We start from the raw sequence: 25140 nt of genomic DNA on the forward strand, positions 1-25140 counted from the left end.
CTTCTTTTGGATGAATATAAAACATGTTATAAGAAGCAAAACTTTTACATAGAATTTTATGTTAAAGTGATATTAGGTATCGATAATTTTAACCAATTAATAGTCCGTAGAGGAGAATTAAAGAAAATGGCTACCTTTTTCTTAATACTTATCGGCCTCTTTATTATAATTTCAAATGTCGTTGGATTTATCTCCTACAAAAAAAAGAAAAGTCTATACGCTGCTGCTTTCACAATACTAATACTGGCGGCTTTATTTGGGGCAATAGGCGGTATATTAGCACTGTTGATCATTAGAGACGCTTTTGCAATATTTTATGGTTTACAAGTTGGATACTATTTACTTATCAATAGCGCAATTGTTCTGTTAATGGCAGTTATAGTCACAGTTATAAAACAATATAACAATAAATAAAAAATTTGCTTAGGAAGACTTATACTTCATAAATTTGTAGTTACCATAATGTGAGGTCTAGGAAGGGTGCGCAATTCAAAACCCTAATTTTTATGTGTAAGTCTTTTGAATACGTTAAAAAACGGTAATACACTTAATAAAAAGGTGTGATTTTTATAAAGTTTTTACGTATTACCATAATAGCTGCTGTTCTCTCTTTTATTGGTATTGTATTTAGAATAGTTTATGGTCAAGTAATTGGAGATAAAGATGTTCAGGTAGAAAGTCTTATTGGACTTTTCATCGGTTTCTTTATTTCCATTTTTATAATCTACTATTTCAAAGACTATCGTAAAACAAACAAATAACTATACAATATAAAACTTAAAATACTTTGCATATGTTAATCATTTATAGTTAACATAATCGTTATTTCCGGAACACACCACAAAAACGAGTCCTTGATACACAAGGGCTCGTTTACTTTTCGTATTTACCATTTATACATGATTTTATACATCTTTGATACAGAGGCATTCACTCAATGCCTGAGTGGAGGAAAGATGTATAAAAAGTGTATGGTATATATATAGGCTTGTACAGAAAAATATAGTTTATGTGGTGAAAATACGTTATTGTATGCCTGCACATGATTTTTATTTTGGACCTTATAATGAGATTTATATAATTTAGTTTTGTTAAATTTAAAAAAGGAACCATTAAATAAGGCCAGCTAATCATAGCTGGCTTATATTATTACTCAGATAATTCTTTAAGGATATCCCTTTTCGACAAATACAATGCTGGAATTAAGGTTGCAATTAAACCCATTATAGGAGTAATAATTAAGCAAATTAATATCATCTTCCAAGGGAGAGTAACACTATTATTATCAAGGGATAGTAGTAGTTGGTTTAATAGTATGGATCCAAAAAGAACTCCTAGGATTCCACCACCTAATGTAACCATAGCGCCTTCTACTAATGTTAAACGAACTATACTTTTGGTCTTACTTCCTAAAGCACGAATTGTAGCAAACTCTCGTGAACGTTCTTGAAGGCTACTTGCCATACCATTCATTAGCCCTATCATAGCTAACAGACAAATTAACACAACACATGATAATAAAATGGCAACCCTCTGATTAAATTGATTATATAACGTCTCTAATTCAGTTTGACGGTTATATAATATAACTTTAGATGAAGGCTGACTTCCAATTAAAGTTTCAATCTTATTCTCTATATCACTTTGAGATTTTTTATCAAGTATTTTATAATAAACTTCATTTATACTATCTATATTAAAACGTTTTTTCATAAATTCAGGTGAAGTGTAGATACCTATGTCAGGACCTTCTTGCATAGGATAATCCTTTATAATACCAACTACTTTTAGACGGAGTATTTGCTCTTTAGACTTTTCATCTTTATACTCAAGTTTATCTTCTTTAAAATTTAATTCCGTATCATGAATAAATTTAATGTAGTCTCCTAATTTATAGCCTAACACTTTAGAACCATAATCTGTTATGACCACTCCACCTTGGTTTAATTCGTTTGTGTTTATACTTCCTTTAGTTACTTTTAAGGGTAAACTGTTCTTCATCTTATTAAAGTCTACACCTTGTAGAGCTGTCATCACTTCACTTTCTTTATTTACATTGTACAACATAAGCTTTGAATTCTTTTTAACATTAGATTTATCAAAATTTTGAGTGAATACCGTAATATCTTTATAAACTGGGACTGATTTTACCCCAGGAATGCTGTCGACCTGTTTATAAAAAGTTAACGGTAATCCAGGTTCATCATACTCTGAATTAGAGTCAATTACATGACTTAGAGGGTATTTCATTAATATTGATTTCTCCGTTGTATCTCTAACTGTAGTTAAAACACTTATCCCAACAATACTTATGATAACGCCTAGCATGGTTACACCTGCTATTTGTATGCTTCTTCGTAACTGCCTAATCGTATTACGACTTGCTAATAGACTATATTGTTTTAAAAAAGGTTTAATTATAAAGGATAATACTTTAACTGTACATTTTAACAAGAAAGAAATACCAACGAATGTAGATAAAATTAATATGGCAGCTGAAAGTATATAGATCTTAGGATTGTGGATTTTTATATAATTAAAAAAGCTTAAAGCAACAGATAGGAAAACTAAACAAACGCTAATAGTTGGTAAAACAATCCTTGTTTTATGTTCTGTATCAATAGATTGTCTATATGCTTGAATAGGAGATAATTTACTAGCTAAAGTAGCAGGAATTATACTTGCTACTATTGTTATAAGAATACCTAATAAAACGCTATGCATAATGGATTGCCATTCAATATAAATGTTTTCTACTGATATTCCACTCACTTTTGTTATTATACCCTTCAGGATAAAAGAGATTCCTATACCAAAAATGACACCTAGTATAGCAGATAAAGTTGCAATAATTACTGATTCGGAAATAACTAACCATGCTATTTGTGACTTCTTTGCACCTAACAACCTTAGAGTAGCTAGTTCTTTTTTCTTTTCCTGAATTGACATTTGCAACGTGCTAATTAACAAAAGGGCACTCCCGATTAATACTGCTATATTTAATCCTTGAACAACAGGTTTGAGGCCTCCTAATTGCTCGCGCTCTTTATCCATTTTTATCTGTCTATCAATAAAAAAGTTAGGATCAATCTCTTTTAATTGATTTATTACTTGTCCTTTCGCATGCCAGTCGTTTAATTTAATCATTAGTGTTGTAACATGATTATTTTGAGAAGTAGCTTTAGCTAACCAATCATATTGGAATAAAACAACCGAGTGAAGGTATTCACTTTTCTTCATAATTCCTGATACACGTACGGTTTTTTCTTCATTTGGTGGAAATGGAAAAGTTAATTTAGAACCTATTTTTAAATTCTTTGCTTTGGCCCAGCTATATGGAATAACCACTTCAGACTTTCCAGGTAAATGACCTGAAGATAGCTTCGTGAATTCATGCTCCTTTGATAAAGAATCATTTTTTAATCCCACATACATTGGTTGTATTTCAATCTCTTTTTTATAAGGGTTACCTTTACCAATGTATGGATAAAGAAATGGGCTGGTTTGTTGAACATTGTCAAATTCATTAATTTTATCTACATCGCTATTATTTAAAAATAAACTAGATTTTTGATAACCTACTATTAAATCATAATTACCGTATTTCTCCTCAACTATGTTTTCATTTGATTTTTCTAAAGTACTCATTAATATATTGGAAGAAATAAGTAACATAAAGCCGATTGAAATCCCTATAATAGATAATATTGTCCGGCTTTTTTTTGATTTAAGAAAACTGTTTGCTAGAGAAAAAATTAAACTCATAATAAAATACCTTCCACTCTTGCAGTTATACTAGAAACTTTTTCTTTAGCAGATAAATTTTTGGTTTTTAATACTAATTCATCATGAATTGTTCCATCTTGTAAAAAAATCACTCTATGGGCATAGGATGCTACATTCGCATCATGAGTAACCATTACAAGGGAATGATTTAAATTATCACAAAAATGTCTCAATATATTTAAAATCTCTTTTCCTGTTTTAGAATCCAAACTACCAGTTGGCTCATCAGCCAATATAATTTTAGGTTCTGTCACTAATGCCCGTGCTATTGCAACACGTTGCTGCTGCCCACCAGACATTTGGGAAGGATATGAATCTTTTAATAGACTAATTCCTAAAAGTTTTAAAATTTCTATTCCTTTCGTTTCTGCTTTTCTTTTTCCTGCAAGGTCAATGGGTAAAGTAACATTTTCCAAAGCTGTGAGAACGGGTATTAAATTAAAAAATTGAAATATAAACCCTATATTATCCCTTCTTAAAGTTGTTAAAGCAGAATCATTTAAATTGTTAATCTTTTGGTTACCCAGAATCACTTCACCTGTTGTCGGCTTATCTAGACCAGACATCATATTTAACAAAGTAGATTTTCCAGAACCACTAGTCCCCATAATGGCTAGGAATTCGCCTTCTCTGACTGTCACATTTACATTTTTTAGTGCGTAAAATTCATTAGAGCCCTCACCATATACCTTTGTAATATCTTCAAGGCTTAATATAGTTTTCATCATTAATAACCCCCTTATAGGGTTTATATTAAGAAAAATATCTAAAGATATTATTCAATAAATATAAAAAAAGTATCAAAATTAACAAAAATAAATACAAAAAGAATTTATTGTTATAATTAAGTGGAATTTAATTAATGAGGAGAACCTATTATGAATAAAAACATTTTAATTGTAGATGACGAGGAAGAAATAGCTGAATTATTAGAGGATTTTCTAAGTATTGAAGGTTATAAAGTCTATAAAGCTACAAACGGAAAAAAGGCAAAAGCAATTCTTTCTGAAATAGACATTCACTTTATATTGTTGGATATCATGATGCCAGAAGAGTCGGGTTTCACTCTCTGTAAAAGTTTAAGGGAATTGTATAGTATGCCAATCATTTTCCTCAGTGCTTTACAAAACGATACGGATAAAATTAGAGGATTAAACATTGGAGCAGATGATTATATTGTAAAAGATGCTACTCCAGGGGAAATCGTAGCAAGAATTAAGGCAATTGAAAGAAGACTAACTAATTTTAATAATCAATTGAAAAATAAAACAAATGAAGTTATACGCTTTAAAAGTCTAGAATTAAATACACTGACACGATCTTTATTTATACAGGATGAAGAAGTTACCCTAACAGCGAAAGAGTTCGATCTTATCAAGCTTTTCTTGACTAATCCTAATCAAGTTTTTACATATGACCAAATTATTGAGAAAATCTGGGGCTATAACCAGGGGGATTTTCATAGTGTAAGAGTCTATATTGGTAAATTAAGAGATAAAATTGAGGAAAAAACAAATGATTTTAAAATATCTACAGTGTGGGGAGTAGGGTATAAAGCAGAAGGGGTTTCAGGTGACTAATTTTCAATTATCTATAAAGAAATGGGCCTTAATCTTTTTAATTTTATTTTTAGTCATTCCTTTATTTATTACAAGATTAACTGTTCATCTGTATGAAGATTTTTACTCTCCTTACAAGAATGTGGAATTGGATAACTTAGATACATGGATGAAGAAGTATGTTTTAGATGATGTGAAACAATGGAATAATTTATCATGGCAGAGATCAATTAATGAAAAAACTAGTAAATTAGGAATTAAAATAAAGCTAATAGATCGAAAACAAAAGCAAATATTTTCTAACATTAACAATTCTAATAAGTATGAATTAAACTCAGATATTTCCAAAAATAAGGTGGGATTGTCAAGTTTCTTGGAAGAATATAAGATTTATTCTAATGGCAAGCTACTGGGCGTAGTCTATGTACAAGATAATCGTACTTTTGAGACGAAACATACCCCTAACAGATGGATATCCTATGTAATCAATGAATGGGGAGGAGCGTTCATTTGGTTATCTATTTTTGTTTTAATTTTAGTAATTAGTGTAAGGTTTATTAAAAGAAAAATACTTTTTCCACTGAAGGAATTCAGGAAAGCTACTGACTCAGTAAGTAAACAAAATTTTAATTTTAATGTACCCCATACTCCAGTAAAGGAAATAAATCAACTTTCTGAAGCTATAGTATGTATGCAGGAAACATTAAAAGAGTCCCTGGATAAGCAGAATGAAATGGAAAAGGAAAGAAAAATTTTTATATCCTCTATCATACATGATTTACGGACTCCTCTTTTTTCTATTCGCGGGTGCTTGGAAGGAATAAAAAAAGGAATAGCCAATACGCCTGAAAAAATTAATAAATATGTTAATATTAGTTATAAGAAAGCAAATATTTTAAATGAACTGATTAATGATTTACATACTTTTACTACTGTTAATTATATTGAACCTACACCTAAATTTAAAGAAATCAATATAACTGATACAGTTGATATCACGATTAAAGGGTTCTATCCAGCAGCCTTAACGAAAGGGATAAGCTTACAATCTAATTATAATGGTGAAGAGGTTATCATTATAGATGGAGATCAGTATCTCTTATCTAGAGCTTTAGAAAACATAATAGGAAATGCTATAAGGTATACTCCTAATAAAGGAGAAGTATGTGTCACGGTTACAACTATAAACGGAGAATATTGCAAAATAATTATAAAAGATACCGGTATTGGAATTTCACCTAGCGAGATTCCTCATATATTTACACCACTATATCGTGGAGAAAAATCTCGGAATAGAAAAACGGGAGGCAATGGATTAGGGTTGTCTATAGCTAAACAAATTATAGATCAACATAGAGGAGTTATTAAAGTTCATAGCAATAATGGGCAAGGAACTATTTTTGAAATTGTCCTACCTATTAAGACTACATCTTAGCAATGTAGTCTTTTAATTTTATTAATAATTAATGTTAAATGGAATTTTTTTCTCTGAGAACTGACCATACTCCATAATATGTAAAGATACATATCCATAAAAGTATACGTTAATGAATTTAAAAAATTATAAAAATTCAGTTTATACATAATGAAGGTCATCTATTCTTTATATGTGTACAGGCGGCTTTGTTTATATCTAATAGTTTGGGCATGCGGCATTTCTAACAACAATATTTTTAGGTGAATATACTGTTAAAATTGGTACGGAGGGTATCTTATTATATTTGTGGAGGACCTAGTTAAGGTACATTTTGTATACATCGACGTGACTCGTCTTTTTAACAAAAATATACAAAACTATATAAACGAGAAAAAGGAAATAGAGTATATTGCTTTTCAGTAATTTACTTGTAAAAAGTGGTGTTAAGTTGAATAAAGTGAGCAAAAACAAGGGATATGTATTTCTTGTTTTTTTATCTTCTTATTTTTTATAAAACTTTAAGCCAAATGCCAAGTAACTTTGTCTAATAGGTATAAAAGGAAAAAGCAGAGAGGATGAATTTCAATTATTAGGATCGTTAAAAAAGCTCAAAAAGGTAATGATAAAGCCTTTTTGAAGCTTTTTCAGACATATGAACAAGATATTTATCGAATGGCTTATGTATATGTCAAAAATAAGGACGATGCGCTCGATGTAGTACAAGAAGTAGCATACCGTTCTTTTAAAAAGATAGATACATTAAAAAAGCCTGAATACTTTAAGACATGGTTAATCAAGATTACCATTAGGTGCGCAATCGATCATCTAAGAAAAAATAGCAAGGTCGTTCAATTACATCCAGAACATGAGGAAATCATCGGTTCAGACATTGAAGATATTCCCCTTACATTGTCCCTTCACCAACTAGTAGAAGAATTAAATGAAGATGAAAAAAGTGTGGTTATTTTAAGATTTTACGAAGGCTATTCTTTTAGGGAAATAGCTGAGACGTTAACCATTCCTTTGGGCACGGCAAAATCTATTTTATATCGTGCTTTAGCTAAACTTCGTAAACAAGTGAAAGGCGTTGGTATTTATGAAGAATAAACTGAAACAAGAACTTGAACAAATTGAAATTCCAAAAGAATTACATATGAGAGCCAAACTCGGTGTAGAAAAGGCTAAATTGGAGCAACCAAGAAGAACATTTAAAAAAGCAATTGTATTTCCGGCTGCCGCAGCCTTATTCCTTATAGGCTCTGCAGGTGTAAGTGCAGCGGCCTTTCCAAGTTTTAATCACTTACTATCTCTTGTTAGTCCTGACATTGCTTTGTTTCTTCAGCCTATTGAAACCACTAGTGAAGATAAAGGAATAAAAATGAAGGTTATAGGTGCCATGAATGATGATGAAATGGCTGTTATTTATGTTACGATGCAAGATTTAACCGGTAACCGCATAGACAAAACGTTGGACCTTTATGATTACACACTAACTGAAGGGCATATGTTTAATAGCCAAATTGTTGACTACGATAAAGATACAAACACAGCGACGTTACGAGTTCAAGCAAACGGAGGCACAAACTTAAACCATAAAAAAATAAATTTCCAAGTAAGCTCTTTCCTTAGCCACAAGCATAACCATGATGGTATTCATGTAGACACTCACTTAGCAGATTTGAAAAATAAAGAAGTAGCGACAGTTTCTATTAACTCAGATAGTACGTCTGGAGGTGGTGGAGAGATGTTTAATAAACTTGAAAAAGGTGAAAAGATAGAAATCTTGAAACCTAACGAAACCACTCTTTACCTGCCAAAAATAAAGTTTATGCATGTATCGAACATTGGAATTGTGGATGGTCAACTTCACGTTCAAACAAAATGGTCCGATGACGATATCGATAGCCACGGAGATTTTTACTTAGTTGATTCCTTTGGAAAGCAGATAAATGCTTCTTCTAGCGTCCATTATGGAGTAGAAAAATCAGGGAAAACCGTTTATGGAAATAAATATGTAGAATATATTTTTGATGTAAATAATGAAGATCTTAGTAAGTTAAAGCTGATGGGACACCTTGTATCTAACGGTAATTTTACAAAAGGTGATTGGAGCACTACATTTAAACTGCATTCTGTAGAAAATGAAAAAAGCCTGAACTTTAATGAAGACTTTGGCAGTTGGAAAGCAACTAAAATGACCCTTTCATCTCTAGGTGTAACGCTATATGGAAAAGGCCAATTTAAAGATACTGATAACATAAAAGTGAGTGTGAAAATGAAAAATGGAAGCATTCAATCACTCGACTCATTACAAAACTTTAGTGATAATAAAAGCGTTAAAGCTAAATTTCTACCTTCTTCTCCGTTAGATTTATCAAAAATCAAAGCAATCAATGTAAATGGTACAGTTGTTAAAGTATCTAAATAAAAGATAAAGCTAAGTTTCTTACTTATCGCACTAAGAAACTTAGCTTTTTTAGCATTAACGATTTTAATAGCTCGCCTTAACGTTGATTAGTTAAGGTTACAATACATATGGATTGGAAAGATATACGTTTAAAAAAGTATCCGTAATAGTACTTTCTTACCCCACTAAATAAAAACTTTTGGTATAAACGAGGAAATTTATAAGTGATAAAAGAAAAGGTCTTCTTAAGCGATTAATAAGTTTAGGAGGATTTTCTTGTATATAAGAGATTATAAAGAAACAGATGAAACTGAATGGCTTCGGTGTAGAGTATTATCGTTCTTGGACACTGCTTATTTTGATAACGTTCTTAGAGTGAAAGAGAAATATAAAAATTCAGCTGTTGAGCTAGTGGCTGTAGAAAATAAGCAAATTGTGGGACTTATTGATGTTGAATGTGAATCTCAAAAAGGCACGGTTTGTTCCGGTTTAGAGAGCGGGCTTGGAGGTATGATTTGGCATCTTGCTGTTCATCCAGGTTTTCGTCGCAAGGGAATTGCCAATCAACTGCTTTGTGAAGCAGAAAATCAAGTTAGAAAGCTAGGGATTACTTATCTTGAAGCGTGGACTCGGGATGATCACTGGGTAAATAAATGGTATTTAAAAAACAATTTTAAAACCACGGCATCTTATTTACATGTATTCCTTGAAACATCTACGGAAATAAAAAAAGCCCTTAGTAGCTCAGTCCACTATTTACAGCCAGTTCAGGCATTTGCCCATTATACAGGGCCTGAAAAGGAAAAGATTATTCGTGAATACGATAGAGTGCATGAGTGCTATTGCTATCGAAAGGAACTCCTGTAATGATGACTAATTCTTTTGTGTTATCGATCAAACTTATTTTTATTAGGATATTTTTAGGAATACTCTTTTTTAAACAATAAGATTTATACAGTGAATGGATTATTAAAACCTGAATATACCTGGAGGTTTTTATATGGAAGAAGTAATTAAAGCAGGAAAAATGCAAGATATTGGCGGTATTAAACTTTCTTACGAGTTTTTTGAAAAACAACATGAAGACGTAACAATTATATTCGAATCTGGATATGGATGCACTTATGATTACTGGAATCCAATCAAGGAGGAAGTTTCAAAATTTGCTCAGTTTTTTATCTACAACAGATCAGGCCTGGGAGAAAGTGAACAAGATGCTAGAGCAAAAGACAGTAGGCAGTCCGTTGAAAATTTACATATTCTTTTACAAAATGCCAATATTAAAGCACCATACGTACTTGTAGGTCACTCAATTGGAGGGGCAAATGTAAGGTTATATGCTAGTAAATACCCTGAAGAAGTAGCGGGAATTATCCTTTTAGATTCCTGTCATGAAGACCAAAATAAAATTATGCCACCATTATTTACTGAAGAAATGAGGTCTATTTATTTTAGCCAGTTTTCAGTCGAAGGTTCTATAGGTGATATTGAAAAAAGCTTTGAGCAAATAAGTGAAGTTCAATCTTTGGGAGACGTCCCCCTTATAATTGTGAGCGCTGGCCTACAGTCTTATCACACAGCTGAATCTTTTGCAGCTTGGAATCTATTTCAAAGAGACCTTACACGTTTGTCAAAGAAAAGTAAACATATTGTTGTGGAGGGCGCAGGGCACCTTCTTCATGTTGATCAACCTCAGGTCATTATTAATATTATTAAAGCTACTTTGGACGAAGTAAAAAAATAAGTTGGGGCTCATGTAATACCTGTTTCAACAATCAAAACAGCCTTTAGGTTGGCAAATCTAAAGGCTGTTAGTATATCTAGATATTTAATATTCCTTGTATGTAACAGTTACATTCTTATAATCATTAGGGCTTATTGGGTCAAATAGATAGTGGATTTTTAATTGGTTCTGATTCATCCATTCTAATTTGTAGTTATCCTCGTAAAACATTCTGTAACCATCATCACCACGAATATCCACAAGTTTTTTTGATAATAATTTAAATTTCCACAGTTGATAGACCTCACTATGACGCGTTTCTTTAACCACAAAAGCTTCATTCCTGCTAGGGGAATAAAAAGTAGTGTATGCAGTATCACTATCTATAAGCAGCCACCAACAAAAATTACTTACTATGAGAAAGGTCGAACATATAACAGTAAGGGTTTTTAACGTTTTATCTTTTAGTTTATACATAATAATCCTGGTAACGGATAATAGGATTACGGTATTTATAATAAGGTCAATAGTGTCCTCAGAAAAGTTGGTGCCTTGCACGTAAATGCCATTCAAATTTAGAACAAGCATTATAATTTTCAGTAGAATACTTAATACACAAATGAATAACGTTATAACAAAATTTCTTCCCAAATTGATTTAACCTCTTTTAATTTTTAAATTCCTTTTAACCCCATTTTATCATAATTATTCTTTGGAAAGTTCTTTATATCATGTATAAAACTAGTGCACATAACCATTCTTTCCGACACACAACCCAAAAAGAATCCTTATTCCTCCAGGGACATCTATAGATTTATTGTTATTATTATTCAGCCTTTTGTAAATAAAATAAAAAAAACACTTGATAATTTGTATGCGTTTTCATATTATAAATAAAAAGGTAGTAACTTTTTTTTAAACATTGTGATGTTATGAAGGGGGAGGTGATTTTAGTATCAACTTAGAGGAGGTTATAAGTTTGGAAGTCTATCAAAATTGTAATCTTCTGTGTGATGCATGTTTAATGTGAAGTCTTAAAATGTGTTAATCAAAGGGGGAGAACTTATGGAACAGCCATTGGTTCAAAATGTAGAACATTCAATTAATACGCCTAAGAAACTAAGAGTTAAAGAGAAGGTTGCTTATGGATTGGGAGATGTAGGAAATAACTTTATGTTAGACTTGGGTCAAATTTATTTGCTGAAGTTTTATACCGATGCGTTAGGCTTGCCTTCTGCAACAGCAGGTTTAGTATTTTTAATTACGAAAATATGGGATGCGTTCGCTGATATTACAGTAGGTACTTGGATTGATAACCGTAAGAAGATAGGCCCTAAAGGAAAATTTAGACCATTCTTTCTCTATGCTGCAATACCGCTTGCTTTGATAACGATAGTCAGCTTTACTAATCCTGATTTTTCAATAACCGGAAAGATTATATGGGCATATGTAACGTATATGGCATTTGGAACGATTTATAGCATTTCAAATATTCCTTATGGATCAATGGTACCTGCGATGACAAAAGATCCCGTTGAACGAGCAGAAATGGCATCATTTAGACAAGCAGGATCAAATTTAGGCCTTCTTATTACAACTGTAGGGTTTATGCCGATTGTCTTAATGTTTAACAATCAATCTACTGGTTATTTAGTGGCTGTATCTATTTTTGCATTTTTGGGCGTTTTATTACAAGTCTATTGTTATGCCAATGTAAAAGAAAGATATGTGTATGAAAAACCCCAAAACACAAATGTAAAGCTGACTGACAGCTATAAAGGTCTTTTTAAGAATACGCCTTTACTCATTCTTTGTTTAGTTAATTTGTTTACCTTTTCAGCTTTTAACGTCAAGCTTGCTGTACAAGTCTATTTTTGTCAGTACGTTTTAAAAAATGTAGCAATCGTTCCTTATATGGGCTTTTTTAGTATCGGCTGTGTATTTATCGGCGTAGCAATGGTTCCTTTCATGGTTAAAAAAATTGGAAAGAAATCTACGTACATATTAGGGTGCGCGATTTGGGCTGTAGGAGACATTTTAGCTTATGTTTTTGCAGATAACGCAGTGATTTTTATTACATTAGCTTGCTTTGCTTTCTTCGGAAGCTCATTTGTAAACAGTTTGAACTGGGCATTAGTTTCTGATGCTGTAGAGTATGGCGAATGGAAGACTGGAAATCGATCTGAAGGTGTTGTGTATTCTTTCTTTACGTTCTTCCGTAAACTTTCTCAAGCGCTTGCAGGCTTTATTCCTGGCGTTGTGTTAGGAGTTGTGGGTTACGTTCCAAACGCGGTGCAAAGTGCAAATGTACTGGAGGGAATCAGAGGGTTAATGTTTATTTATCCAAGTGCATTAGCCATTGCAACGATTATTGTCATGTTTTTCTTTTATAAACTTTCAGATGAAAAATACAATAAAATCGTAGCGGATCTTGCTAAAAGTAAAAATAGAATACCAATGTAAGATGATAGGTAAAATGGACGAAATACAAAATTAATTTAATAATCTAGCAAAAAGTACTTGAAATATTGGTGGCGTTTTCATATTATAAATACAAAGGTTATTACAAATTATATAAAGGTCATTATCTTTTAGGGGTAATAGTCACTTAACTGGAGGTATAAAGATGAAGTATTTTTTAGATAGTGCAATTTTAGAGGAAATTCGTTACGCGTATGAAAACTGGGCAATTGATGGAGTTACAACAAACCCTCGCCACATTATGAACAGCGGTAAACCATTCTTAACGGTTTTAGATGAATTTGCAAGTGAATTTAAAGGAGTCGAAAACTTCCCAATTTCAGTGGAAATCAATCCTCATTTAGATAATGCTAGAGATATGGTAGAAGAAGGGACAAAGATTGCTAAATTATCGTCAAACTTTGTTATTAAAATTCCATGCACAGAGCCTGGCTTAATTGCAGCAAAGGAATTTGAAAAAGAAGGTATTTCTACTAACGTCACTCTTGTCTTCTCGCCATCACAAGCACTTCAGCCTGCAAGAATTGGAGCTAAATTTGTATCTCCATTTGTCGGCTGGAAAGAAAATAGCGGGGACGATACAACTCAATACATTCAGGATATTGTGAATATCTATAAAAACTACGATTACAACACAGAAATCATTGTTGCTGCTTTACGTAATGGTAAACAAATTGTAGATGCGGCAAAAGCTGGTGCGCATATTGTGACTTGCGGATTTGATGTATATAAAGAAAGCTTCCAGCATGCGTTCACAGACTATGGTTTAAACAAATTTCGCAACGCTTGGGATAATACAGTCACAGAAGCTCCTGTCTTAAAATAAACATATGTATTTTATAAAAGGCGCCTCTTAGAATCTTATTATCTTCTTGGAGGGGCTTTTTACATAGAAAAGGAGAGAAGAAAACGTTGAGCAGCTTTCAATACATGAAAGACTTAAATAAACATGTACCTTTTTATCATATAGAGGACAGCAAATTTAAGCCTTATGGAAAGATAATTAATGAATACGATTTCAGTGAACTAGAAACATATATGGATAGTTTAACTATTCCTCAAGATCAGAATGTATACGTAGCATCCGTCACGGAGATGGAAAATACCATTATTAAAGATCAGCTTCAAGAAGCTTTTTATGGTGAGATGCCTATTCAAATTGGATATTGTAATGGTCCTAATTCAATTTTGAATGGTCTTGAGTATCATAAAAGCAGTGAAATTAACATCGCTATAACGGATATGGTTCTTTTATTAGGTAAGGTACAGGGAGTTGAAAATAACTTTTTTAATTCAAGTGATGTAATCGCTTTCTTTGTACCTGAAGGAACAGCAGTTGAATTGTATGGTACGACATTACATTTTGCTCCTTGTAAGGTCAATAACGAAGGGTTTAAAACAGTCGTCATTTTACCTAAAGGAACAAATGATCCGTTATCAACTAATATTCAAAAAAGAACAAAAGAAGATGAGTTATTGTTTATGAAAAATAAATGGTTAATTGCTCATCCTGAAAGAGCGCAATTAATTAATAAAGGCGCACATCCCGGTATAAAAGGAGAAAATATTAAAGTTTATCAATAGAGCGCATGAATGTTAGACAAAAGACTAAGCTCTATTAATTGATGGGAGAGATAAAAATGTCAGGTACCTTAAACGTAACTAAAGGGGTAAATGTGGAGATCTTACAAGATGGATTTGAAGTTGCTCTTAACGGTGTAGTTCTGCTTCAGCATACAATACAAAAGCCAATGCTGTTTGTTGGTTATGGAGAAGAAACGATTGAAATGTATAGAGGGAACTTTGATATTAAAGATTATGTGACTGAACGTACAGCTCTTCGCTACGCAACTGTTGAAGAAGTAAAAGGGGCATATAAAATAGATTTCTCCAACTATAAAAATGGAGATACTATGCTGTCTCTTATAGTTAAGGAAGAAGAGAACCGCTTAAAAGTAGAATACCAAAAACACGATGCGAACATTAATCGCTTTTGGCTACGAGTAGCTGCAGATGAACAGGAAAAAGTCTATGGATGCGGAGAACAACTTTCTCATTTTAATATGAGAGGAAAAAACTTTCCTTTATGGACATCTGAGCCGGGCGTAGGAAGAAACAAACAGACATATGTAACATGGCAAGCTGATGTAGTTGATAGAGCTGGAGGAGATTACTATAATACCAACTTTCCTCAGCCTACATATGTATCTAGTAAAAAGTACTATTGTCACGTAGAAACAACGGCATACGCGGACTTTGATTTTCGTAATGAGACGTTCCATGAACTGCAGGTTTGGGAAGTACCTGAATATATGCTGTTTGAAACGGCGGATACGTACCTTGAATTAGTTGAAAAAATTACGGGTTTATTCGGAAGACAGCCCGAGCTACCAGACTGGGTATATAACGGCGTGGTTTTAGGTATTCAAGGCGGTACAGATGTTGTTGAACAAAAATTAGAAAAAGTTTTAGCGAAAGGTATGAAGGTATCTGGAGTATGGTGCCAAGATTGGCAGGGCAAACGTATTACTTCTTTCGGCAAACGTTTAATGTGGAATTGGAAATGGAACGAGAGTGAATACCCGGAGTTAGATAAAAAAATTGCAGAGTGGAAAGAAAATGATATTCGTTTTCTAGGTTACATTAATCCATATGTAGCCATTGAAGGTGATTTATATAAGGAAGCTGAAGATAAAGGATACTTAGCATTAAATACGGAAGGAAATACGTATTTAGTGGATTTCGGTGAATTTTATTGCGGAGTTGTGGATTTTACCAACGAAGAGGCTACCCAATGGTATAAACAAGTTATTAAAGAGAACATGATTGATTTTGGATTAGACGGATGGATGGCCGACTTTGGCGAATACTTACCAACGGATGTTGTGCTCAAAAATGGAGTCGACGCTAAGATTATGCATAATGCTTGGCCGACAATGTGGGCAAAAACGAACTATGAAGCGGTATCAGAAGCAGGAAAACTTGGTGAGATTGTATACTTTATGCGCGCCGGATATACGGGCATACAAAAATACTGTACGCTTCTTTGGGGCGGAGATCAAAGCGTAGATTGGTCGCTGGATGATGGTTTAGCTTCCGTTATTCCTGCAGCTTTATCATCAGGAATGAGTGGCTGTGGCTTACACCATAGCGATATTGGCGGGTACACAAGTCTACATGGTAATAAACGTTCAAAAGAGCTGCTGATGAGATGGGCAGAAATGGGAGCCTTCACGCCTATGATGAGAACACACGAAGGAAACCGTCCTGATGATTGTTTTCAGTTTGACGGTGATGAGGAAACACTAGAGCATTTAGCAAGAATGTCTAATGTTTATGTAACGATGGCACCTTATATTAGATCACTTGTAGAAGAAAATGCGCGACGTGGAATTCCTGTTCAGCGACCTTTGTTTATGCACTATGAAGAAGATGAAAAAACATATGATATTCAATATCAATACTTATTTGGTGAAGATGTACTTGTTGCGCCGGTTCATCAAGAAAACCAAACAGAGTGGGAAGTATATTTACCAGAAGATCAGTGGGTCCATGTATGGAGCGGTGAAGAGCACACAGGAGGATCGGTTACTGTTCAAGCGCCATTAGGTTATCCACCTGTATTTTACCGTAAAAAATCTATATGGAGTGAGTTGTTTTCTAAACTACTTCACATCTAATTTAAGAGCTATTTATATAAGAAATGTAGTCAAACGGAAAATAGTGTTGATAAAGGTAATTATGTATTTTAAAATGGTTATAACAAATAGTTTTACGACAAGGGGAACTCTATATGCAAAATACAACAGTTTTATATGTGCCTATAGGTAGAAAAACATTTGATATTGAAGCGGCTGAAATGTATCGTCAAAAAAGTATGGAGTGGCTGAACGGCAACTGCAGTACTCTTATCGCGCCGGAGCAAATTATAACTTCAGTTGAAGAATTACAGGGATTTCTTGATTCAATTAAAGGGGATAAGATTGATACCGTTCTATATCAAAGCGTTACGTTTGCCGACGGTGAATTTATGGTTAAGATATTGGAGTATTTTAAACAGCCTGTAATTGTTTGGTCCGTACGTGAGCCAAGTGTAGGGGGACGTTTACGTTTAAACTCGTTAACAGGCGGAAATAGCACCAGTAATGTACTGCGTAATCATCAGCATCCGTTTGCGTTTGTATTTGGAAATCCAGATGAGAAAGCCTTGCAGGATCGTCTATTAAGACAAATTAACGTTATGCGCGTGTTAAAAGCATTAAATGAATTAAAAATTGGGGTAGTGGGAGATTATCCGCCGGGATTCTTCTTTTCACAAGCCAACGAAGAAGAATTAAAAAGCGCACTTGGCGTAACGCTTCATAAGATGGATTTACAAGAAGCGTTTAAAGAGTGCGTAAAGCTTCCAGAACACGAATGGATAGGTGAAGTTGAGCGGGCAGAAAAGCAGGTGATTGGTCTGAATCGAAACGATGAAACCGTTGCTAAATTTGCTCAATTTTCCACATATATTAAAAAGCACATTCAACGTGAAGAGCTAGATGCACTAGCTATGCGATGTTGGCCCGATTTCTTTAATGATTTAGGAGCTGCTCCGTGCTCAACTCTATCTCAGTTTACGGAAGACGGAATGGTGACATCCTGTGAGTCAGATATTCACGGATCAATCTCCATGTTTATCCTGCGTGAGTTAGCAGGTGGAAATGCGCCTTACCTGGGAGATTTAGTTCACATAGACGAAGAAAAAAACTCAGTTGTTTTTTGGCATTGCGGTGCAGGAGCATATTCGCTCGCGAATCCTTCTACTGGAGCAACAGCAGGGGTTCATCCTAACAGAAAAATTGGTTTTGCGATGGATTTTGGATTAAAAGCAGGAGAAGTAACGATCTTCAGGGTAAGTCATACGCCTGATGGGTATCGCCTTCTAGTGATGAAAGGAGATGCCTTAGATGTAGAGCAGCCTTTTACAGGTACATCTGTAGAAGTGGAACTGGCGACAAATGCATCAGACACACTTTATGAACTTATGCATGCGGGATATGAGCCTCACTTTGCACTAGTGTATGGTGATGTGACAGAACATCTAATTGAACTAGGGCGCATGCTTAATCTAGAAACAAAGGTCTATATCTAAGAAAATCGTACTTCTCTGCTACAGTAAAAGTTAGCCAATACTATATAATAATACCAAACGCTAACTTAAAAGGAGTTTGAGAACATGAAGGATACAATAGGTTCTAATAAAAATATCGCGCTTTATCTTCAAGTAAAAGATGTCTTAATTAAACGTATACAAGAGAAAACTTGGAAGCCCAATACGTTAATTCCAACAGAACAGGAATTAATGCAAGAGTTTGATGTAAGCCGTACTACCTTAAGACAAGCTATTTCTATGTTAGTACAGGACGGGCTGCTGGAAAAAAAACAAGGCAGAGGAACAATTGTAAAACCTCAGCCTCTTATCGGCGGCAGCTTAGGCAAGCTTAAAGGACTAGCAGAAGAAGTAGCAGAAAAAGGATTAACACCAAATTCAAAACTCATTCGTACTGATTTTAAAAAAGATTTATATCATGAAACTTCCATGCTGGAATTGGACGCTGGAGAAGAAGTTTTAGTTATTGAACGAATTCGTTTTGCTGATGAAGTGCCTATTGCCATTGAACGTTCTTGCTGGCCTACGCATATTGGGAAAATACTAGTTGAACAAGATTTAAACCGTGCAAAATTTTATGAAGTACTAGAAGATAATGAAATCTTCTTGAAACGAGCTAAAGAGAAGATATCTGCGATTAATGCAACGATTTATGAAGCCGATCTGTTAGGCATACGAGGCGGAGAAGCTTTACTTGAAATGACACGAGTAAGTTACGGTTTTGATGATAAGCCACTCGAATTTACGGTAACAAAATATCGTAGTGATAAATATCATTACAATATTGAGCTTACAAGATAAAACGCTAATACAATTGGGGATGTGGAGATAATGACAAGTTTAACTCAAGTCAAACAATATGGTTTATATGTAAATGGGGAATGGGAAACAACAGCAGAAAAAATGGAAGTCTTAAATAAATATACGCAGCAGCCTGCAGCTGAAATCTCAGTAGCTACAAAAGATGATGTAAATAAAGCTGTGGCCAGCGCGAAAGAGGCGTTAAAAAACACTTTTTCACCGTACGAACGCTACGAGGTATTAATGAAGGCAGCTGAGCTATTACTAAGCCGTCAAGAAGAATTTGCTGAAATTTTGGCTACTGAAGTTGGAAAGTCTATTCGTGAATCTCGCGGAGAAGTTGAGCGCGCAGCTACAACTTTACAAATTTCAGCGGAAGAGGCAAAACGTATTCATGGAGAAGGTGTGCCTGTTGAATCGGCTCAAGGCTCGGAGAATCGTATGGCTTTTACAGTAAAAGTCCCGGTTGGAGTTGTTGCAGCTATCACACCGTTTAATGTACCTATCAATCTAGTTTGTCATAAACTTGGACCGGCAATCGCAGCTGGGAACAGTGTAGTATTAAAGCCTGCTGAAGTCACTCCAATTTGTGCGCTCAAGCTAGCTGAGTTAATGGAAGAAGCAGGGCTGCCAAAAGGGCGCCTTCAAGTATTGACTGGAGATGGGGCAGCAATTGGTGAATGGTTATTAGAAAACCAAGATGTTAATATGTTTACGTTCACAGGAAGCCCAAGAGTAGGAGAACTTATCCGATCTAAGGCAGGTTTACGTAAAGTTTCACTTGAACTAGGAAATAATTCGGCTACTGTCGTACATAAAGACGCTGATTTAGAAAAAGCTGCATCTTTAATTTCTCAAAAAAGCTTTAATAACGCAGGACAAGTTTGCATTTCCGTTCAACGAATTTATGTTCATACGAATATTTATACTGCTTTTGTTAATAAGCTAAAAGAAAAAACAGAAAAGTTAGTAGTCGGTAATCCAATGGATGAGCAAACCGATATTGGACCTATGATTCGTCTTAAAGAAGCAGAGAGAGTGGAAGAATGGGTAAAAGAAGCGGTGGAAGAAGGGGCAAAAATTGAACTTGGAGGAAAGCGTGACGGTGCTTTTTATCTTCCTACAATTTTGACTAATGTAAATGATGAGATGAAAGTTTGTCGTCAAGAAGTATTCGGGCCAGTAGTAGCTATTGCTCAATATGATGAGATTGATGAAGTGATTTCAAAAGTAAATGATTCTGACTATGGGTTACAGGCAGGCCTTTTTACGAACGACTTACAGTTTGCTATGAAGGCAGCTCGTGAAATCGAAGTAGGCGGATTAATTGTAAATGATGCTTCAGCGTATCGTGTCGATCATATGCCGTATGGCGGTGTGAAAAAGAGCGGTAACGGAAAAGAAGGTCCAAAATATGCAATTGAAGAAATGACGGAAGAACGTATCATTGTTCTAAATTTATAATGTATTAGTTTAAATGAAAGACCTAGATTCTTAATTTTCTAGGTCTTTCATTTGGAAAATAACAAAGAAAAAATGACGAAGGTGAACAAACATGGAGTTCCTAACAATCCTTCTTCCTATTTTCGGGATTTTTGCACTTGGATTTATTGGACAAAAGAAAATAGGATTTGATACCAAAACGATTTCAACAATGGCACTTTATTTGATGTCTCCAGTTCTAGTGTTCAAAACATTTTACACAACCAAATTTACGATTGATTACTTATATCTTACGTTATACACATTTGCACTTTGCTTTGCATTAATTGCTGTCGTCTATATTATTGCTTATTTTCAGCGATATTCTACTTCAGAAACCTGTGGAATGATATTAGCGTCTTCATTTATGAATAATGGAAACTACGGTACACCCGTTGTTTTATTACTTTTTGGCGTGACAGGCTTAGACTCTGCCATTATTTTAATGGTCATACAGCAATTGGTCATGTGTACAGTTGGAGTTTACTATGCAGCTAAAGGAAGTCCACAGGGAAATGGTATAAAATCAGCCATTGACTCAGTTAGACGGATACCAATTGTGTATGGGGGACTTTTAGGAGCTATATTTCAGTTTCTTCATATTCCATTAAGCAACTCTGTAAAAGAAGCGGTTGATTTAGTAGCGGGTGCAGCTATTCCTACCATCATGATCGTACTTGGCATGCAGCTTGCTAAAATATCAATTAGAAATTTAGCCAAAGCCAAAGTTTCATGGTCATTAGCTATCAAGCTTGTAATCTCACCATTTATCGCTTATATACTAACTCTTCTGCTACCTGTGGATGAGATGGTTAAACAAATTATGATTATTATGGCTGCTATGCCCACAGCTGCTAATACAACTATGTATGCGCTGCAATTTAATACAGAGCCGGAGTTTGTATCAAGCGCAACGTTAATTAGTACCTCTCTAAGCCTTGCTACATTGCCTATCATTTTTCTAATTGTTTTGTAAAATAACACAGAAAAATGGTTCAATATAGGTTAAAAAAATAATTTTATTATATGACTTTAAAAGGAGTAGTCAACGTGAATTCTCCTCATAACGCAGTTTTAAAAAGATATTTAAAGTTTATTTTCTATTTTAGTTTTGTGTTCTTCTTATACTTCTACTTCACATACAGTTTTCAACACTATCTGACTAAATATTTGTTTCTTAATTGTTTACTGACGGGGATCTCTTTTTTAATTCGAAATTTAAGAGGTTATACGGAAAAACTGTAAAGGTATCTGTAACGGTATCTGTAACGGAAAAAACTTATTAAAAGAACTTATGGATTCTTTTAATAAGTTTTTTTGGTTCTTAGTATTATCCCTGAATATATCTACATTTGAAAATATTTTAAAAAATAGTTGAAATGCCCGGTACTAAGTATTACAATCTACATATACTAAGTATTACTTAATAGCTTAATTTTAAAAGTTATTAAGTAAAAATTGGCTTGGTACTAAGTAATACAGAATATAAGTCAGACAATATAGAGGAGGTTCTGAAGATCGAAAATTTAACTGAAATGCTGAAGGGTTCGCTGGAAGGCTGTGTGTTAGAAATTATCAGCCGCCATGAAACCTATGGCTATGAGATTACACGCCGTCTGAACGAGCTTGGATTTATCGAGGTCGTGGAAGGAACGGTCTACACTATTCTCGTACGATTAGAAAAGAAAAAACTTGTGAATATAGAAAAAAAACCATCAGATATGGGCCCACCCCGCAAATTTTATTCGCTTAATGAGGCGGGCTACAAGGAGCTTGAGTTGTTTTGGAAAAGGTGGGATTTTGTATCATCAAAAATCAACGTCTTGAAGTCAAACTAGCTTCATAGGATAGACCGTCGGATAGTTTTAAAGCATCTTATGAAGCTTTATAAAAAGGAGGAAAAATGACATGTTGGAAATATTCAAAAAAATGATTGGTGATAAAAAAGAGTATAAAATGATGATGGCACGGGTTGAAGCCTTGCCAGAGGACTATCAGTTTGTATTTAAAAAAATTCAAAACTACATGTGGAATTTCTCATCGGGCAACGGAATGGATATGCTACACATGCAGTATGAATTAATTGATTTATTCGAAGCAGGTGCTGCAGAAGGTAGACAGGTGCTCGAAATTACTGGAGACGATGTGGCTTCCTTTGCTGACGAATTAGTGGCAAATGCTAAAACTTATATGGTTAAGTATCGTGAAGATTTGAACCAGAGTATTAAGGAACGATTAGGAAAAAATAAATTTAATCAATAACATCGACTGAATAGCTAGTTGCTTTTGCTATTCAGTCATTTTTTAAACTAAGTACTAAGTGATACAGAATATCAGTCAGACTGAATAGTAAGGTATCAAAAACCTAGCTCTACGAGACGCTCAGTTTAGTTACATCATGACAGTTCTAGCAAGCAAGCTTGTGGAGCTTTTTAAAAGGAGGAAAAACGTATGAGAAATACAGCGATTTTTGTAAAAGAATTAAAAAAGTCCTTTAAAGACAAAGAAGTTTTAAAAGGGGTGAATGTTGAGGTGCAGCGCGGTGAAATTTTTGCACTGCTGGGCTCAAATGGAGCAGGGAAGACGACGACAGTTAACATTCTTTCAACACTGATGAAGGCTGATAGCGGCGAAGTAAGTATTTGCGGATTTGACGTCCAACGTCAACCGGCTGACGTCCGCCAAAACATCAGCCTAACGGGGCAGTTCGCAGCGTTAGACGGCATGCTTACTGGGAAGGAAAACCTGATAATGATCGCCAAATTGCGAGGGGTATTTAATCCTAATGAAGTAGCTGACAATCTCCTTGCAAGATTCAGCTTGACCGATGCAGCCAATCGCCGGGCGGATCAATATTCCGGTGGAATGAAGCGCCGACTTGATATAGCTATGAGTCTGATTGGGGCGCCAGCTGTTATTTTTCTCGACGAACCGACGACCGGACTTGATCCGGAAGCCCGGATTGAAGTCTGGAACACTATCAAAGAGCTTGCTGGCGGTGGTACGACCATCTTGCTCACGACTCAGTATCTGGAAGAAGCTGAACAACTGGCAGATCGTATAGCCATCCTACATGGCGGAAAAATCATCAAAACCGGTACCCTTACCGAACTTAAAGAGATGTTCCCCCCAGCAAAAGTGGAATACATTGAGAAACAGCCAACATTAGAGGAAATCTTCCTCGCAATCATCGGCAAAAAGGAGGAAATGTAAATGAAAAACAATACAGTTGTATTACTAGGACGTTTGATGCGCACGATTATGCGCAGCCCGGATACGATTATTACGGTGGCGATTACGCCAATTATGATGATGCTACTGTTTGTCTACGTATTTGGTGGCGCTATAAATACAGGAACAGCCAATTACGTCAATTATCTATTACCGGGAATCCTGCTGATGGCTATCGCATCCGGCGTCGCTTACACTTCCGTTCGGCTATTTAATGATGTAAAAAGTGGACTGATGGCCCGTTTCATCACCATGCCCATTAAACGTTCTTCGGTATTATGGGCTCACGTGTTGACATCTTTTGTTTCCAATGCCCTTACTATCGTGATAGTTATCTTCGTCGCGCTCTTGATGGGTTTCCGTTCCAGCGCTGATATCCTAGATTGGTTCGCGGTAGCCGGGATACTCGGGCTGTTTACGCTAGCCCTGACATGGTTGGCCATTATTCCAGGACTGACAGCGAAATCTATGGAAGGAGCCACAGGCTACTCGTACCCACTGATTTTCCTACCTTTTATTAGTTCCGCCTTTGTTCCCACTGAAACGATGCCTAAAGCTGTTCGGGCATTCGCCGAGAACCAGCCCGTGACTTCAATCGTGAATACGATTCGTGCACTCTTGTATGAAGGATCTGTTGGCAACGATATCTGGAGTGCCCTTGCCTGGTGCCTAGGTATCATGGTCATCGCTTACTTGTTCGCTAGTAAAGAATTCAAACGCAAATTAGGGTGAATTTTATAAACTGAGCAAGCTACCAAACGTATATGGAATCATCGGAATTTTAATGTAAAGTATTGATAGCATAAAACAGGGATTACTTCTAGTTGTCGTAATGCCTCTTTCCGGAACTCATGCAAAAAACAAACCCTTGGTACTCAAGGGCTTGTTCACCTTTTGAGTTTATCGTTTATACAGCTAACTGAACAAAATCAAAAATTAAATAAAGGAGAAAGACCCATAGATAAGCTAAAAATACATTAAAAAAAATCGATAATAAAAAATCTCTATTTTTCATAACTAACTTCCATTACAATTTTTTCTAGTTTCTATGATTTCATCATAGAAGCTTTTTTATATTGGTATTTATTAATCATTTTTCAG

At 34.7% G+C, this 25140-nt stretch carries 22 protein-coding genes; 19 read left to right on the forward strand and 3 right to left on the reverse strand.

What is annotated here, in order from left to right; all coding sequences use genetic code 11:
• Positions 1-126 precede the first annotated feature (126 nt).
• Positions 127-414 carry a 3-isopropylmalate dehydrogenase gene (locus ACH6EI_RS06200; RefSeq protein ID WP_108674856.1) on the forward strand — a complete coding sequence of 96 codons (288 nt, stop codon included), beginning with the start codon at positions 127-129 and terminating at the stop codon, positions 412-414.
• A gap of 735 nt (positions 415-1149) precedes the next feature.
• On the opposite strand, the gene ACH6EI_RS06205 is transcribed toward ACH6EI_RS06200, so the two are convergent.
• Positions 1150-3765, reverse strand: coding sequence for an ABC transporter permease (locus ACH6EI_RS06205; protein ID WP_108674855.1), 2616 nt, complete (start codon positions 3763-3765; stop codon positions 1150-1152).
• On the reverse strand, positions 3762-4511 hold the full coding sequence (locus ACH6EI_RS06210) for an ABC transporter ATP-binding protein (RefSeq protein WP_221816652.1): 750 nt from the start codon (positions 4509-4511) through the stop codon (positions 3762-3764). Before ACH6EI_RS06210 ends, ACH6EI_RS06205 begins: the two co-directional genes overlap by 4 nt.
• 153 nt (positions 4512-4664) lie before the next feature.
• Here ACH6EI_RS06210 and ACH6EI_RS06215 point away from each other — a divergent pair, with 153 nt between their 5' ends.
• The 6 genes from ACH6EI_RS06215 to ACH6EI_RS06240 all read left to right on the forward strand — a co-directional run bounded on the left by ACH6EI_RS06215 (position 4665) and on the right by ACH6EI_RS06240 (position 10913).
• Positions 4665-5366 (forward strand): response regulator transcription factor, encoded by a 702-nt coding sequence (locus ACH6EI_RS06215; protein WP_108674853.1) that lies wholly within the window; start codon positions 4665-4667, stop codon positions 5364-5366.
• Positions 5359-6780: a sensor histidine kinase gene (locus ACH6EI_RS06220; protein WP_108674852.1), complete on the forward strand. Its 1422-nt coding sequence runs from the start codon at positions 5359-5361 to the stop codon at positions 6778-6780. The genes ACH6EI_RS06215 and ACH6EI_RS06220 overlap by 8 nt, the downstream gene beginning before the upstream one ends.
• A 561-nt stretch (positions 6781-7341) precedes the next feature.
• Positions 7342-7869, forward strand: coding sequence for an RNA polymerase sigma factor (locus ACH6EI_RS06225; RefSeq protein ID WP_080754480.1), 528 nt, complete (start codon positions 7342-7344; stop codon positions 7867-7869).
• Positions 7859-9190: a DUF4179 domain-containing protein gene (locus ACH6EI_RS06230; RefSeq protein WP_108674851.1), complete on the forward strand. Its 1332-nt coding sequence runs from the start codon at positions 7859-7861 to the stop codon at positions 9188-9190. Before ACH6EI_RS06225 ends, ACH6EI_RS06230 begins: the two co-directional genes overlap by 11 nt.
• A 249-nt stretch (positions 9191-9439) precedes the next feature.
• Complete coding sequence (locus tag ACH6EI_RS06235) at positions 9440-10036, forward strand: GNAT family N-acetyltransferase (protein ID WP_189643507.1); 597 nt, start codon at positions 9440-9442, stop codon at positions 10034-10036.
• A gap of 133 nt (positions 10037-10169) precedes the next feature.
• Complete coding sequence (locus ACH6EI_RS06240; protein WP_108674849.1) at positions 10170-10913, forward strand: alpha/beta fold hydrolase; 744 nt, start codon at positions 10170-10172, stop codon at positions 10911-10913.
• Positions 10914-10997: 84 nt separating this feature from the next.
• Here ACH6EI_RS06240 and ACH6EI_RS06245 read toward each other — a convergent pair whose 3' ends face one another.
• Positions 10998-11222, reverse strand: a complete 225-nt coding sequence (locus tag ACH6EI_RS06245) for a hypothetical protein (RefSeq protein ID WP_154989972.1) — start codon at positions 11220-11222, stop codon at positions 10998-11000.
• Positions 11223-11957: 735 nt separating this feature from the next.
• Between ACH6EI_RS06245 and ACH6EI_RS06250 the strand changes: the two genes are divergently transcribed.
• The 12 genes from ACH6EI_RS06250 to ACH6EI_RS06305 all read left to right on the forward strand — a co-directional run bounded on the left by ACH6EI_RS06250 (position 11958) and on the right by ACH6EI_RS06305 (position 24771).
• Positions 11958-13355, forward strand: coding sequence for a glycoside-pentoside-hexuronide (GPH):cation symporter (locus ACH6EI_RS06250; RefSeq protein ID WP_108674847.1), 1398 nt, complete (start codon positions 11958-11960; stop codon positions 13353-13355).
• Positions 13356-13518: 163 nt separating this feature from the next.
• Positions 13519-14199, forward strand: a complete 681-nt coding sequence (locus tag ACH6EI_RS06255; RefSeq protein WP_028414826.1) for a transaldolase family protein — start codon at positions 13519-13521, stop codon at positions 14197-14199.
• 86 nt (positions 14200-14285) lie between these two features.
• Positions 14286-14957, forward strand: a complete 672-nt coding sequence (locus ACH6EI_RS06260) for a DUF4867 family protein (protein ID WP_108674846.1) — start codon at positions 14286-14288, stop codon at positions 14955-14957.
• Positions 14958-15013: 56 nt separating this feature from the next.
• Positions 15014-17053 (forward strand): alpha-glucosidase, encoded by a 2040-nt coding sequence (locus tag ACH6EI_RS06265; RefSeq protein ID WP_108674845.1) that lies wholly within the window; start codon positions 15014-15016, stop codon positions 17051-17053.
• A 113-nt stretch (positions 17054-17166) separates the two neighbouring features.
• A complete protein-coding gene (sftI, locus tag ACH6EI_RS06270) occupies positions 17167-18507 on the forward strand; it encodes a sulfoquinovose isomerase (RefSeq protein ID WP_098626296.1) in 1341 nt (446 codons plus the stop codon).
• An 84-nt stretch (positions 18508-18591) separates the two neighbouring features.
• On the forward strand, positions 18592-19326 hold the full coding sequence (locus tag ACH6EI_RS06275) for a GntR family transcriptional regulator (protein ID WP_108674844.1): 735 nt from the start codon (positions 18592-18594) through the stop codon (positions 19324-19326).
• Between the two features lie 30 nt (positions 19327-19356).
• Positions 19357-20790, forward strand: coding sequence for an aldehyde dehydrogenase family protein (locus ACH6EI_RS06280; RefSeq protein ID WP_108674843.1), 1434 nt, complete (start codon positions 19357-19359; stop codon positions 20788-20790).
• Between the two features lie 91 nt (positions 20791-20881).
• Positions 20882-21784 carry an AEC family transporter gene (locus ACH6EI_RS06285; protein ID WP_098626300.1) on the forward strand — a complete coding sequence of 301 codons (903 nt, stop codon included), beginning with the start codon at positions 20882-20884 and terminating at the stop codon, positions 21782-21784.
• A 541-nt stretch (positions 21785-22325) separates the two neighbouring features.
• Complete coding sequence (locus ACH6EI_RS06290; RefSeq protein WP_028414817.1) at positions 22326-22646, forward strand: PadR family transcriptional regulator; 321 nt, start codon at positions 22326-22328, stop codon at positions 22644-22646.
• Between the two features lie 70 nt (positions 22647-22716).
• Entirely contained in the window at positions 22717-23070 is a 354-nt protein-coding gene (locus ACH6EI_RS06295) for a DUF1048 domain-containing protein (RefSeq protein ID WP_013058327.1), read from the forward strand.
• Between the two features lie 189 nt (positions 23071-23259).
• A complete protein-coding gene (locus ACH6EI_RS06300) occupies positions 23260-24021 on the forward strand; it encodes an ABC transporter ATP-binding protein (RefSeq protein WP_028414816.1) in 762 nt (253 codons plus the stop codon).
• Positions 24022-24771 (forward strand): ABC transporter permease, encoded by a 750-nt coding sequence (locus tag ACH6EI_RS06305; RefSeq protein WP_098112488.1) that lies wholly within the window; start codon positions 24022-24024, stop codon positions 24769-24771.
• Positions 24772-25140: the final 369 nt, after the last annotated feature.

The organism is Priestia sp. JSM ZJ58 (assembly GCF_044383985.1).
GTDB lineage: Bacteria > Bacillota > Bacilli > Bacillales > Bacillaceae_H > Priestia > Priestia zanthoxyli.

Coding starts and splice junctions, on each gene's coding strand:
- ACH6EI_RS06200 (WP_108674856.1), top strand. CDS start 127: ATGGCTACCTTTTTCTTAATACTTATCGGCCTCTTTATTATAATTTCA.
- ACH6EI_RS06205 (WP_108674855.1), bottom strand. CDS start 3,765: ATGAGTTTAATTTTTTCTCTAGCAAACAGTTTTCTTAAATCAAAAAAA.
- ACH6EI_RS06210 (WP_221816652.1), bottom strand. CDS start 4,511: ATGAAAACTATATTAAGCCTTGAAGATATTACAAAGGTATATGGTGAG.
- ACH6EI_RS06215 (WP_108674853.1), top strand. CDS start 4,665: ATGAATAAAAACATTTTAATTGTAGATGACGAGGAAGAAATAGCTGAA.
- ACH6EI_RS06230 (WP_108674851.1), top strand. CDS start 7,859: ATGAAGAATAAACTGAAACAAGAACTTGAACAAATTGAAATTCCAAAA.
- ACH6EI_RS06240 (WP_108674849.1), top strand. CDS start 10,170: ATGGAAGAAGTAATTAAAGCAGGAAAAATGCAAGATATTGGCGGTATT.
- ACH6EI_RS06250 (WP_108674847.1), top strand. CDS start 11,958: ATGGAACAGCCATTGGTTCAAAATGTAGAACATTCAATTAATACGCCT.
- ACH6EI_RS06255 (WP_028414826.1), top strand. CDS start 13,519: ATGAAGTATTTTTTAGATAGTGCAATTTTAGAGGAAATTCGTTACGCG.
- ACH6EI_RS06265 (WP_108674845.1), top strand. CDS start 15,014: ATGTCAGGTACCTTAAACGTAACTAAAGGGGTAAATGTGGAGATCTTA.
- sftI (WP_098626296.1), top strand. CDS start 17,167: ATGCAAAATACAACAGTTTTATATGTGCCTATAGGTAGAAAAACATTT.
- ACH6EI_RS06275 (WP_108674844.1), top strand. CDS start 18,592: ATGAAGGATACAATAGGTTCTAATAAAAATATCGCGCTTTATCTTCAA.
- ACH6EI_RS06280 (WP_108674843.1), top strand. CDS start 19,357: ATGACAAGTTTAACTCAAGTCAAACAATATGGTTTATATGTAAATGGG.
- ACH6EI_RS06285 (WP_098626300.1), top strand. CDS start 20,882: ATGGAGTTCCTAACAATCCTTCTTCCTATTTTCGGGATTTTTGCACTT.
- ACH6EI_RS06295 (WP_013058327.1), top strand. CDS start 22,717: ATGTTGGAAATATTCAAAAAAATGATTGGTGATAAAAAAGAGTATAAA.
- ACH6EI_RS06300 (WP_028414816.1), top strand. CDS start 23,260: ATGAGAAATACAGCGATTTTTGTAAAAGAATTAAAAAAGTCCTTTAAA.
- ACH6EI_RS06305 (WP_098112488.1), top strand. CDS start 24,022: ATGAAAAACAATACAGTTGTATTACTAGGACGTTTGATGCGCACGATT.